The sequence below is a fragment of the Streptomyces malaysiensis subsp. malaysiensis genome, assembly GCF_040653035.1.
GTDB lineage: Bacteria > Actinomycetota > Actinomycetes > Streptomycetales > Streptomycetaceae > Streptomyces > Streptomyces malaysiensis.
Genome location: NZ_JBEZNG010000034.1, coordinates 18,801 through 33,122, shown reverse-complemented (window position 1 = coordinate 33,122; position 14,322 = coordinate 18,801). Strand labels below are relative to the sequence as shown.

The following is a 14,322-nucleotide window of genomic DNA, read 5'->3' as shown; positions in this document are numbered from 1 at the left end:
CTTGTTGGGCGGTCACGACATGCCCAGTTCGTTGTCGATGAAGTCGAAGATCTCGTCGTCGTCGGCCGCGTCGATGCGTTCCTCGACGAAGTCGTCACCGGCGGCCGCGCGCGCCTTGGCCAGCAGGTCGTGCAGCCGGCCGGTCAGCTCCTCGCGGTAGCGCTCGTCGTCCAGGAGGGTGGTGAGCCGGTCCAGTTCGGCGAGGCCGGGCAGCTGCCCCGCCGCGGCCGGTTCGGGCACCAGCTCGGCGGCGAGGTAGCCGGCGATGGCACGGCACGACGGGTAGTCGAAGAGCAGGGTGGCGGGCAGCCGGAGTCCGCTGGCCGCGCCCAGCCGGTTGCGCAGCTCGACCGCGGTCAGCGAGTCGAAGCCCGCCTCCATCAGGCCCCGGTCGGCGTCGACGGAGTCGGCGTCGACGAAGCCCAGCACGGTGGCCGTGTGGTCACGGACCAGGTCGAGCAGGGCCCGGTCGCGCTGAGTGTCCGTCATCCCGGACAGCCGCTGGGCCAGGCCCGCCGCCTCGGCGGCGCCGGTGGCGGTGTCGGCGGCGCCGCGCCGTACCGTCGCGCGCACCAGACCCCGCAGCACCGCGGGCACCTCGCCCTGTGCCTGGACCGCCTTGGTGTCCAGGCGCAGCGGCAGCAGGACCGGGTGGTCCTCGGCGAGGGCGGTGTCGAACAGCTCCAGGCCCTCCGCGGGCGGGAAGGCGATGATGCCGCCGCGCGCGATGCGCTTGAAGTCGTTCTCGTTGAGGTGGCCGCTCATGCCGGCGTCGTTGGCCCACAGGCCCCAGGCCAGCGAGGCGGCCGGCAGGTCCTGGGCCCTGCGGCGGTGGGACAGGGCGTCCAGGAAGGCGTTGGCCGCCGCGTAGTTGGCCTGTCCCATGCCGCCGAAGACGCCGGCGATGGAGGAGAAGACCACGAAGGCCGACAGGTCCAGCCCGGCGGTGAGCTCCTGGAGGTTGAGGACCGCGTCGACCTTGGGCCGCAGTACGAAGTCCAGCTGCTCGTCGGTGATCGACGCCACGATGCCGTCCTGGACCACACCGGCGGTGTGGACGACGGCGGTGACCGGGTGCTCGGACGGGACCGCGGCGAGCAGGGCGGCGAGCGCGTCGCGGTCGGCGACGTCGCAGGACGCCACCTCGACCTCGGCGCCCAGCGCGGTCAGCTCCTCGTGCAGCCGTGCGGCGCTCCGGCCTGCCATACCGCTGCGGCTGGTCAGCAGCAGCCGCTTGACGCCGTGCTCGGTGACCAGGTGGCGGGAGACATGGGCGCCGATCGCGCCGGTGCCGCCGGTCACCAGGACGGTGCCGCCGCGCTCCCACTGCGGCGCGGCGTCCGCTGTGCCCACCGGGACGCGTGCGATGCGGTAGGCGTACGCCCGTCCGTCGCGCATCGCGAGCTGCGGTTCGCCGCAGGCGACGGCGTACGCGGCCGCCGCGTCGGCCCGGTCCTGGTCGTCGTGGTCGTGGTCGTGGTCGACCAGCACGAACCGGTCCGGGTGCTCGGTCTGCGCGGAGCGGACCAGACCCCAGACGGCGGCGCCGGCGAGGTCGGGCACGTCGTCGTCGGCCGTCAGCGGCACCGCGCCGCGGGTGCTGAAGACGAGCTTCGCCCCCGCCCGGTCCGCGCCGAGCCAGTCGCGGATGTCGGCCAGCGCCCGCCGGGTGGCGCGGCGCACCGCCTCGGCGTCCTGCCCGGGTTCGTAGCCGCGCACCTCGAACGCGGGAACCGCATCGGCGGTGGGCAGCGGCACCTCGGTGAACTCGGGGCGGAACAGGGTGCGGTGGGTCCGGCCGCCACCCGTCGCGGACCGGGCGGGCGCCGCGGGCCGCAGCGCGAGCGACTCGGCCGTGGCGACCGGCGCCCCGGTACCGTCGGCGAGGGCAACCGACATCGAGCTGTCCCCGGTGGGCGCCATCCGCAGCCGGACGGCGGTCGCGCCGCCGGCGTGCAGGGTGACACCGCTCCAGGCGAACGGCAGCCATGCCTGGCCGCTGCCGCTGAGCACGCCGAAGGCGAGGGAGTGCAGCACGCTGTCCAGGAGGGCCGGGTGGAGTCCGAACCGGCCGGCCTCGGAGCGCTGGGAGGCGGGCAGGGCGGCCTCGGCGAACACCTCGTCGCCGCGGCGCCAGGCCGCCGTCAGCCCCTGGAAGACCGGGCCGTAGGCGAAGCCGCTCTCGGCGAACTGCTCGTACAGGCCGGTCACGTCGATCGGCTCGGCGCCCGGCGGCGGCCACTCGGCGAGCGCCTCGGCGCCGGGTGCGACGGGCGTGGCGCCCGGCGAGAGCACACCGTCGGCGTGCCGGGTCCACGCCTCGTCGGCCGGCGCGTCCTGCGGCCGGGAGAACACCTCGAGCGAGCGGGTGCCGTCCGCGCTCTGCGGGCCGACCCGCATCTGAAGGACGACGGCACCGTCCTCGGGCAGGACCAGCGGTGCCGCCAGGGACAGTTCGTCGACCCGGGCGCAGCCGACCTCGTCGGCCGCCCTGACCGCCAGTTCGAGGAAGGCGGTCGCCGGGAACAGGGCCTCCTCGAAGACCCCGTGATCGGCCAGCCAGGGCGTGCTGCGCAGCGACAGCCTGCTGGTGAAGACGTATGTGTCGGCGTCGGCCAGTTCGACGGCGGCGCCGATCAGCGGGTGCCCGGTGGCGACCAGACCCGCCGACGTCACGTCGCCGGCCCCCGCGGTGTCGTCGAGCCAGTAGCGCTCTCGCTGGAACGCGTAGGTGGGCAGCGGCACGCGGCGCACGTCGCGGCCCGCGAAGACCCGTTCCCAGCCGGGGGTGGCCACCTGGGCGTGGAAACGGCCCAGGGCGGCGGTGACCGATTCGGCCTCGTCGCGGTCCCGGTGCAGCAGCGGGATCAGCTCGGCCCGGCCCTCCAGGCAGTCCTGGGCGAGCGCGGTGAGGGAGCTGTCGGGGCCGATCTCGACGAACGCGGTCACGCCGGCCCGCTCCAGGGCGCGTACGCCGTCGAGGAACCGGACCGTGTCGCGGACGTGGCGCACCCAGTAGTCGGGGGTGCACAGCTCGTCGGCGCCGGCGAGGTCACCGGTGACGTTGGAGACGACGGGAATGCGCGGCGGGTGGTACTCCAGCCGGGCCGCGACCTGGCGGAACTCCTCCAGCATCCCGTCCATGTGCGGGGAGTGGAAGGCGTGGCTGACGCGCAGCCGCTTGGTCTTATGGCCATCGGCGGCGAGCCGTTCGGCGATATCGAGCACGGCGTCCTCGTCACCGGCGACGACGGTGGCCACCGTGCTGTTGACCGCGGCCACGGTGACCCGGTCCCCGTACTCGGCGAGGTACGGCAGCACCGTCTCCTCGGGCGCCATCACGGAGACCATGGCGCCGTCGGCGGGCATGGCCTGCATCAGCCGGGCGCGCTCCGCCACCAGCAGGGCCGCGTCCGGCAGCGACAGCACCCCGGCGACGTGGGCGGCCGCCAGCTCGCCGACCGAGTGGCCGATGAGGTGGTCGGGCCGCAGGCCCCAGTGCTCGGCGAGCCGGAACAGGGCGACCTCGACGGCGAACAGGGCCGGCTGGGTGTAGGCCGTACGGTCGAGCAGCTCTCCGTCCGGGGAGCCGGCGGCGGCGCCGATCACCTCGTGCAGCGGCCGTTCCAGCAGCGGGTCGAGGGCGGCGCAGACGGCGTCGAACGCCTCGGCGAACACCGGGAACTCACGGTGCAGCCCCAGCCCCATGCCCAGCCGCTGGCTGCCCTGGCCGGAGAAGAGGAACGCCATGCGCGGCTCGGCGGGCGGCACGGTGCCGGTCACCGACCGCAGGGCGGCACGAACCGTGTCACGGTCGCCGTACGGCACGACCGCCCGGTGCTCCAGATGGGCTCGCGCGGTGGCCAGGGTGTAGCCGACGTCGGCGAGCCGCACGTCCGGGTTCTCCGCGAGGTGCCGGTCGAGCAGGTCCGCCTGCTCGCGCAGCGCCTGTGCGCTGCGGGCGGAGAGCACCAACGGCACCGACAGCGGCTCCCGCACACCAGCGCCGGCGGCCGACTCGCCGTCGGGGACCTGCTCCAGAATCACATGGGCGTTGGTACCGCTGACGCCGAAGGAGGACACACCGGCCCGGCGCGGGTGGCCGGTGACCGGCCAGGGGGTGTTCTCGGTGACCAGATCGACGCTGCCGGCGCTCCAGTCGATGAACGGCGAGGGCTCGTCCACGTGGAGAGTGCCGGGCACCGTGCCGTGCCGCATGGCGAGCACCATCTTGATGACACCCGCGATGCCGGCGGCGGCCTGGGAGTGGCCGATGTTGGACTTGACCGAGCCCAGCAGCAGCGGCTGCGCACGGTCCTGGCCGTAGGTGGCCAGCAGCGCCTGCGCCTCGATGGGGTCGCCCAGCCTGGTGCCGGTGCCGTGCGCCTCGACCACGTCGAGGTCGGCGGGCGCCAGGCGGGCGCCGGCCAGGGCATCGCGGATGACGCGCTGCTGGGAGGGGCCGTTGGGGGCGGTCAGGCCGTTGGAGGCACCGTCCTGGTTGACGGCGCTGCCGCGCACGGTGGCCAGCACGGGGTGCCCGTTGCGCCGGGCGTCGGAGAGCCGCTCCAGCAGGACCAGGCCCACGCCCTCGGCCCAGGCGGTGCCGTCGGCGGCGGCCGCGAAGGGCTTGCAGCGGCCGTCCTCGGCGAGGCCGCGCTGCCGGCTGAACTCGACGAACGACGTCGGGGTGGCCATCGCGGCGGCACCGCCGGCCAGGGCCATCGTGCACTCGCCGGACCGCAGGGCCTGCGCCGCGAGGTGGATGGCGACCAGCGAGGACGAGCACGCGGTGTCCACGCTGACGGCCGGGCCCTCCAGGCCGAAGGTGTAGGAGATGCGGCCGGAGGCGACGCTGCCCGCGCTGCCGATGCCGAGGTAGCCCTCCACCTCCTGGGGGGCGTTGCGCACCCGCAGGCCGTAGTCGTGGTAGCTGGAGCCGACGAACACGCCGGCGCGGCTGCCCTTGACCGACTGCGGGTCGATGCCGGCCCGCTCGAACGCCTCCCAGGTGGTCTCCAGGAGCAGCCGCTGCTGCGGGTCGATGGTGGTCGCCTCACGCGGGGAGATACCGAAGAAGGCGGGGTCGAAGTCGGCCAGGTCGTGCAGGAAGCCGCCGCCGCGGGCGTAGGTGGTGCCGTGGTGGTCGGGGTCCGGGTCGTAGAGAGCGTCCAGGTCCCAGCCGCGGTCGGTGGGGAACGGTGTGATGGCGTCGCCGCCCTGGCTGATGAGACGCCAGAAGTCCTCCGGGGTGCGCACCCCGCCCGGGAAACGGCAGGCGAGCGCCACGATGGCGATGGCGTCGTCGGTGACGGCGGCGCCGGCCGCCGTCACCACGGCGGTCTCGGTGCGGACCTCCGGCTCGCCCAGCTCCGCGGCCAGGTGGTCGACGACGGCGGTCGGGGTCGGGTGGTCGAAGACCAGAGTGACCGGGAGCCGCAGGCCGGTCGCGGCGGAGAGCTTGTTGCGCAGCTCCACCGCGGTCAGCGAGTCGCAGCCGAGGTCCTTGAAGATCCGGTCCCGGCCGATCGCGTCGGCGCCCTCGTAGCCGAGGGCCTCGGCGGCGGCCGTGCGCACCAGTTCCAGGAGTGCGGCCCGGTCCAGGGCGGCCGGCCGCTCGGGAACGGCCGTCCGCTCGGTGAGCGCGGCCACCTCCGGCAGGTCGGCGATGAGCGGGCTGGGCCGCAGGGCGGTGAAGGCCGCGACGAAGCGGTCCCACGCGAAATCGGAGACGATCACGTGCGGTTCGCCCGAGCCGACGGCGTGCCGCAGGGCGGCGACGGCGCGCTCGGGGTCCATGGCGGGCATGCCGTCGCGGACCAGCCGGGCCGCCACCGCCTCGTCGGTCAGGCTCTTGCCGGCCCACAGCCCCCAGGACACGGAGGTGGCGGGCAGGCCGAGGTCGCGGCGGTGCAGGGCCAACGCGTCGAGGTAGGCGTTGGCCGCGGCGTAGCTGCCCTGCCCGGTGCCGGCGACGGTGGAGGCCAGCGAGGAGAACAGCACGAACGCGGACAGGTCCATCTCGCGGGTCAGCTCGTGCAGCACCAGTGCGGCGTCGGCCTTGGGCCTGGCCACGCCGACCGCGCGCTCGGCGGTGATGGAGTCGACCACACCGTCGTCGAGGACGCCCGCCGCGTGCACGACGGCGGTCAGCGGGGTCTCGGCCGGGATGCCGGCCAGCAGCTCCGCGACGGCGTCCCGGTCGGCCACGTCGCAGGCGGCGACGGTGACACGGGCGCCCAGCGCGCGGAGTTCGGCGGTGAGCTCGTCCGCGCCGGGGGTGTCCGCACCGCGCCGTCCGGTCAGCAGCAGGTGTTCGGCGCCGGCCGTGGCCAGCCAGCGGGCCACGTGCCCGCCGAGGGCGCCGAGGCCGCCGGTGACCAGAACGGTTCCGGTGGGCTGCCACGGGCGTCCGGCGGCGGAGCCGGACCGGCCGGCATGGGCGATGCGACGACCGTAGACACCGGACGGTCGGACGGCCACCTGGTCCTCGCCGGACTCGCCGGTGAGGACCGTCAACAGGCGCTGCGCGGCCCGGTCGTCGAAGGCGGCGGGCAGGTCGACCAGACCGGCCCAGCGTCCCGGATACTCGACTCCGGCCACGCCGCCCAGGCCCCACAGGGCCGCCTGCGCGGGTCCGGCCAGCGGGTCGGCGGGGCTGACGGAGACGGCGCCGCTGGTGGCGGCCCACAGCGGGGCGTCGATGCCCGCGTCGCCCAGGGCCCCGATCAGGGTCACGGTCAGCGGCAGCCCGGTGGGCAGCACCGTGCCGTCCGACCAGGGCCGGTCGGCGAGGCCGAGCAGGGAGAGCACACCGGCGGGTGTGTGGCCGTCGGCCGCCGCGCGCAGCCGTGCCGCGCCGGTGGTGCGGTCGTCGGCCGCCTCCCACGGCACCACGAGGGTGGTGAGGCCCTGTCGGCGCAGGGCGTCGAGGTGTCCGCCGACATCGGTGCCCGCGGGGGTGACGACGAGCCAGTCCCCGGTGGCCGGGCGGGTCGGCAGGTCGTGCAGGACGCGCCAGTCGACGCGGTACTGCCAGGCGTCGGTGTCCTCGGCCGCGGGCAGGGCCCTCGGTTCGAGGGGAAGCGGCACGAGCCAGTAGTGCTGCCGCTGGAACGCGTAGGTGGGCAGGTCGACCCGTCGGCCACCGCGGTGCACGGCGCGCCAGTCGACCGCGGCACCGCGCGCGTGCAGTTCGCCCAGCGAGGTCAGGAAGCGGTCCAGGCCGCCGGCCTCGCGGTGCAGGGTGCCGACGACGACTCCGCCGTCGGCCGCCTCCAGGGCCCGCTGCACCCAGATCGCCAGCACCGGGCTGGGGCTGACCTCGACGAAGGCGTCGTAGCCCGCGGCGATCAGCTGGTTGACGGCCTGGTCGAACTCGACGGTCTGGCGCAGGTTGCGGTACCAGTACGCGGCGTCCAGGGCGGAGCCGTCCAGCCAGGCGCTGTCGGCGGAGGACCAGAACCCGACGGTCGTCGGACGCGGGGTCACGCCGCCCAGCAGGCGCATGAGTTCGTCGTGGATGCGCTCCACCTGGCGGGAGTGGGCGGCGAAGTCGGCGCCGGGGATCGGCCAGCGCATGACGCCGTCGCCCGACAGCGCGGCGCCCAGCTCCTCCAGCGCCTCGGGGTCGCCGGAGACCGTGACGGCGGCGGGCCCGTTGACGGCGGCCACACCGATCCGGCCGTCCCAGGCGGCGATCCGCTCGCGCAGCGGCTCGGCAGCCATCGCGACGAACATCATCGCGCCCTGTCCGGCGAGCGCGATAAGTGCCTTGCTGCGCAACGCGACGATCATCGCCGCGTCCTCCAAGGTCAGCGCTCCGGCCACACACGCGGCGGCGATCTCACCCTGGCTGTGACCGACCACCGCGTCGGGCTCGACACCGCAGGACCGCCACAGCGCCGCCAGGGACACCATCACGGAGAACAACACCGGCTGGACGCGGTCCACCTGCTCGTACTCACCGCTGCGCAACACCTCGGTCAGCGACCAGTCGACATGCGGGGCGAGAGCGCGCTCGCACTCGGCGAAGCGCTCGGCGAACACCGGGGCGCTCTCCAGCAGCTCCAGGGCCATACCGGTCCACTGGGTGCCCTGGCCGGGGAAGACGAACACGGTGCGGCGACCGGCATCGGCGGTGTGCACGGGTGCCTCGCCGTCGCGCACCGCCCGCAGGCCGGCGGCCAGGTGCTCCCGGTCCGCGCCGACGACGACGGCCCGGCGCTCGAAGGCGGTCCTGGTGGCCGCCAGCGAGTAGCCGACGTCGAGGGGGTCGGCGTCGAGCCGGTCCAGCAGGGCGCCCGCCTGCTCGCGCACGGCCTCCTCGGTGCGGCCCGACAGCGTCCAGGCCACGGCCGGCGCGGCCGTGGTGGCGTCGTCCTCCAAGGCCGGCTCCTCGACGGGGGGCTCCTCGACGGGGCCGACCTGCTCGATGATGACGTGCGCGTTGGTGCCGCTCATGCCGAACGACGACACGCCGGCCCGCCGCGCTCCCTCCCAGGGCCGCGCCTCGGTCAGCAGCTCGACGTTGCCCGCGGACCAGTCGATGAACGGCGAGGGCACGTCCGCGTGCAGCGTGCGGGGCAGCACGCCGTGCTCCATGGCCTGGAGCATCTTGATGATGCCGGCGACGCCGGAGGCGGCCTGGGTGTGGCCGATGTTGGACTTCAGCGACCCCAGCCGCAGCGGCGCGGCGCGGTCCTGGCCGTAGGTGGCCAGCAGTGCCTGCGCCTCGATGGGGTCGCCCAGCTTGGTACCGGTGCCGTGCGCCTCGACCACCCGCACGTCGGCGGGTTCGAGTCCGGCGTTGGCCAGGGCCTGCTGGATGACGCGCTGCTGCGAGAGCCCGTTCGGCGCGGTCAGGCCGTTGGAGGCACCGTCCTGGTTGACGGCGCTGCCGCGCACGGTGGCCAGCACGGGGTGCCCGTTGCGCCGGGCGTCGGAGAGCCGCTCCAGTACGAGCATGCCGATGCCCTCGGCGATGCCGAACCCATCGGCCTCGGCGCCGAAGGGCTTGCAGCGGCCGTCGGCCGCCAGCCCGCGCTGCCGGCTGAAGCCGGTGAAGGACAGGGGGGAGCCGAGAATGGTGGCGCCGGCGGCCAGCGCCAGCGAGCACTCGCCCGAGCGCAGGGCCTGCGCCGCGAGGTGTACGGCGACGAGCGAGGACGAGCAGGCGGTGTCGATGGTCAGCGCCGGCCCCTCCAGGCCGAGCGAGTACGAGATGCGGCCGGACAGCACGCTGCTGGAGATGCCGGCGATGAGGTGGCCCTCGGCCTCCTCGGGCACCCGCTCGCCGTCACCGCCGTACCCCTGGTACCCGGCTCCGACGAAGACACCGGTGTGGGTGCCGCGCAGCGAGGTCGGGTCTATGCCGCCCCGCTCCAGCGCCTCCCATGACGTCTCCAGGAGCAGCCGCTGCTGCGGGTCCATGGCGAGCGCCTCGCGCGGGCTGATGCCGAAGAACTCCGGGTCGAACAGGCCGGCGTCGTAGACGAAGCCGCCCGCCCGGGAGTAGGTGGTGCCGGGCCGGTCGGGGTCGGTGTCGTAGACCTCGCCCAGGTCCCAGCCTCGGTCGCCGGGCAGCTCGGATATCGCGTCGCGCCCCTCGGCGAGCAGCTGCCACAGGTCCTCGGGGCTGCGGACGCCGCCCGGGTAGCGGCAGCTGGCGGCGACGATGACGATGGGGTCGTCCGCGGCGGGCACGGTGACCGCGACCGGGGCGGCCGACGCCACCGCCGTGCCGAGCAGTTCGTCCCGCAGGTGGTCGGCGAGCTCGGTGGCCGAGGAGTAGTCGAAGACGACGGTGACCGGCAGTCGCAGGCCCGTCGCGGCGTTCAGCCGGCCGCGCAGGTCGACGGCGGTCAGCGAGTCGAAGCCCAGCTCGCGGAAGGCGCGGCCCGGCTCGATCTCGGCGGCGGACTCGTGGCCGAGGACGGCCGCCGCCTGGGTGCGCACCAGCTCGGCCAGCAGCTCGCGCTGCTCGGCGGCGGGCAGCGCGCGCAGCCGGTCCAGCAGGGGCGAACTCGTCTCGTCCTGTGCCGCGGCGTCCGCGTCCTGGCCGGCCAGCGCGGCGCGGGCGTCGGGCAGGTCGGCCAGGAGCGCGCTGGGCCGGGCCGAGGTGAACACCGGGGCGAAGCGGTCCCAGTCGACGGCGGCCACCACGACGACCGTCTCGTCCCGGTCCAGCACCTGCTGGAAGCCCTCGATGGCGAGCGCGGGACGCATGAAGGGGATGCCGCGGCCGCGCAGCTGCTGCTCGGCGAGGTTGGCGGCCATGCCCTTGCCGTCCTGCGGGGCCCAGATGCCCCAGACCACGGAGGTGGCGCCGAGCCCGCGGGCGCGCCGGTTCTCCGCGAGGCCGTCGAGGTAGGCGTTGGCGGCGGCGTAGGCGCCGTGGTCGGCGCTGCCCCAGACCGCGGAGATGGAGGAGAACAGGACGAACGCGTCCACCTCGCCGATCAGTTCGTCCAGGTGGGCGGCGCCGAGCACCTTGGCGTGCAGGGTGTCGCCGAACTCGGCGAGGTCGGTGTCCGGCAGTGGTACGAGGCTGCCGGCGCCCGCGGTGTGCATGACGGACCGAATGTGCTCGCCCCGCGCCTCGAGATCGGCGACGAGGGCGGCCAGCTGCTCGCGGTCGGTCACGTCGCAGGCGGCGGTGGTGACGCGGGCGCCCAGGGACTCGAGTTCGGCGGTCAGTTCGGCGGCGCCGGGCGCTTCGCCGCCCTGTCGACTGAGGAGGACCAGGTGCTCGGCCCCGTTGTGGGCCAGCCAGGCGGCGATCTGGCCGCCGACGGCGCCGGTGCCGCCGGTGATGAGGACGGTGCCGCGGGGCCGCCAGGGCTCGGGCGCGGGGCCGTCGGGCAGCGGGGCGCGTTCGAGTCGGCGCCCGTACGCGGCGCCGGGGCGCAGCGCGAGCTGGTCCTCGTCGCCGTCGCCGGCCAGCGCGGTCACCAGAGCGGCGGGGTCGAAGCCCGTGACCAGGTCCAGCAGTCCGCCCCAGCGCCGCGGGTACTCCAGCGCGGCGACACGTCCCAGGCCCCACACCAGGTTCTGCGCGACGCCGGTCACCGGGTCGTCGTCACCGGTGGAGACCGCGCCGCCGGTCAGGCACCACAGGGGGGCGTCGACGCCCGCGTCCTCCAGTGCCTGTACGAGGGCGAGAGTGAGGGCCGTGCCGACCGGCACGACGGAGTGGTCCGGGTGCGGCCGCTCGTCCAGGCCGACCAGCGACACGACCCGGTCCAGGGGGCGGGGCACGTCGGCCAGTCGCCGCGCGAGCGTCCGCCGGTCGCTGTCCGCGGCGGTCAACTCCCTGCGTGTCACGGTGGCGCCGGCGCCCTCCAGGGTCCGGCAAACCTCGTCCACGAGGGGGTGGCCGGTCTCCGGTACGAGCACCAGGAAGTGGCCGGACAGCTCACCGGAACCACCGCCGGGCAGCGCCTTCCAGGTGACGCGGTAGCGCCAGGAGTCGACCGTGGCACGGCTGTCGTGGCGGTTGCGCCAGTCGGACAGGACGGGCAGCACCTCGCTGAGCGGGGTCTGCGGGTCCACTCCGAGCAGCTCGCTCAGGCCACCGTCCTCGACCGTCTGCCAGAAGCGGTTCTGCTCCGCCTCGGCCATGCCGACGCTGTCCTCCAGCCAGTACCACTTGCGCTGGAAGGGGTACGTCGGCAAGTCCCGATACGCCGAGGTGCCGCCGAAGAACGAGGTGAAGTCCACCCCGACACCACGGACGAACAACTCCCCCGCCGACAACAGGAACCGGCGCAGACCACCCTCGTCCCGCCGCAACGTCCCCGACACCACAACCTCATCACCGACAGTCGCGGTGATACCCATCGTCAGGACGGGGTGGGCGCTGACCTCGACGAAAGCGGAGTGCCCGGCATCCACCAGCCCGCGCACAGCAGCCTCGAACTCCACCGTCCGCCGCAGATTCCGGTACCAGTACTCGGCATCGAGACCCGTGCCGTCCGCCCACTCCACATCCACGGTGGAGAAGAACGGCACCGTCGCCTCACGCGGCGACACCCCCGCCAGCACACTCAGGATCTCCTCACGGATCTCCTCCACCTGAGCCGAATGCGACGAGTAATCCACCGGCACACGCCTGGCCCGCTCCACGGAGGCCAGGACGGTCTCCAGACCGGCCGGGTCACCGGCCACCACGACCGAGGAGGGACCGTTCACCGCGGCGACGGACACACCCTCCGGCAGCAGCGACCGCACCTCGTCCACCGGCAACGGCACCGACACCATCCCACCACGACCCGCCAACGCCGTGATCGCCTTCGACCGCAACGCCACCACCCGCGCACCGTCCTCCAATGACAGCGCACCCGCCACCACAGCGGCGGCAATCTCACCCTGCGAATGACCCACCACCGCGTCCGGACGCACGCCCACCGACTCCCACAGCCCGGCGAGTGACACCATCACGGCCCACAACACCGGCTGCACCACATCCACCCGGCCGAAATCACCGGACCGCACCACATCTGCCAACGACCAGTCCACGAACGGCGACAGCGCACGCTCACACTCCGCGAACCGCGCCGCGAACACCGGCGACGACTCCAGCAACTCCACCGCCATACCCACCCACTGCGAACCCTGACCCGGGAAGACGAACACCGCCTTGCCCGTGGCGGACACCACACCCGCGGCCACACCGGCCAGCGGCTCACCGGCCGCGACCGCCTTCAGACCCGCCGCGAACTCCTCGGCCGACTCACCCACCACCACCGCACGGTGCTCGAACACCGAACGGCCCACCAACGCCGCACCCACCGCCGCACGGTCCTCCTCCACCAGCGGCACCAGCCCAGCCGCCCCCGCACGCACCGCCTCCACCGAACGCCCCGACACCACCCACGGCACCACGGCAGAAGCCACAGGCGCCCCGACCGCCTCCCCGGACACCAACTCCTCAACCGGAGCCTGCTCCAGGATGGTGTGGACGTTCGTACCGCTGACGCCGAAGGCGGAGACACCGGCCCTGCGCGGGCCACCCTCGTCGTTCCACTCCCGGGCCTCGGTCAGCAGCCGCACATTGCCCGCCGACCAGTCGACGGCCCGGCTCGGGGTGTCGACGTGCAGCGTCTTCGGGAGCGTGCCATCGCGCATGGCCATCACCATCTTGATGACGCCGCCGACGCCGGCCGCCGCCGAGGAGTGGCCGATGTTGGACTTCAGCGAGCCCAGCCACAGCGGCCGCTCGCGGTGGCGGCCGTAGGTGGCCAGCAGGGCATGCGCCTCGATGGGGTCGCCGAGCTTGGTGCCGGTGCCGTGGGCCTCCACCGCGTCGATGTCGCCCGCGGAGAGCTGTGCGTTGGCGAGCGCCTCCTTGATGACGCGCTGCTGCGAGGGGCCGTTGGGCGCGGACAGTCCGTTGGAGGCGCCGTCCTGGTTGATCGCACTGCCGCGGATCACCGCGAGGACCTGGTGGCCGTTGCGCTGCGCGTCGGAGAGGCGCTCCAGGACCAGGACACCGACGCCCTCGGACCAGCCGGTGCCGTCTGCGGCGTCGGCGAACGCCTTGCAGCGGCCGTCCGAGGACAGGCCGCGCTGGCGGCTGAAGGCGATGTACGCGTCCAGAGTGGCCATCACGGTGACGCCGCCGGCCAGCGCCATGGTGGCCTCGCCGGTGCGCAGCGCCTGGACGGCCAGATGGATGGCGACCAGCGAGGAGGAGCAGGCGGTGTTGACGCTGACCGCCGGTCCTTCGAGGCCGAGCACGTAGGAGACGCGGCCTGACACCACGCTGTCGGCGGTGCCGGTGTCCAGCAGGCCCTGGAGTTCGGGAACGTCCTTGGAGCCGTCGCCGTAGCCGTTGCCGATGGCGCCGATGTACACGCCCGTCCTGGTGCCGCGCAGCGCGTGCGGGTCGAGTCCGGCGCGTTCGACGGCGGTCCAGGCGGTCTCCAGGAGCAACCGCTGCTGCGGGTCCATGGAGAGGGCCTCGCGCGGCGAGATGCCGAAGAAGCCCGCGTCGAACAGGCCCGCCTCGTCCAGGAAGCCGCCGTTGCGGGTGTAGGAGGTGCCCGGCCGCTCCGGGTCGGGGTCGTAGCGGCCCTCCAGGTCCCAGCCGCGGTTGACGGGCCATTCGGTGATGGCGTCGGTGCCCTCGGCCACCAGCCGCCACAGGTCCTCGGGGGATTCGACGCCACCGGGGTAGCGGCAGTCCATCCCGACGATGGCGATGGGCTCGTGCTGGGCCTGACGGGCCTCGCGCAGTGCGGCCTTGGTCTGACCGAGCTCCGCCGTGGCACGCCTGAGGTAGTCCAGGAGCTTCTTGTCGTCTGTCATGGTGGCCGGTCT

Annotated in this window: 1 protein-coding gene; it reads right to left on the bottom strand. The window is 74.2% G+C overall.

Translation table 11 applies throughout. From position 1 onward, the window contains the following. Nucleotides 1-12: 12 nt before the first annotated feature. Nucleotides 13-14,310: a type I polyketide synthase gene (locus AB0E24_RS40395; protein WP_359384617.1), complete on the bottom strand. Its 14,298-nt coding sequence runs from the start codon at nucleotides 14,308-14,310 to the stop codon at nucleotides 13-15. Nucleotides 14,311-14,322 lie beyond the last annotated feature (12 nt).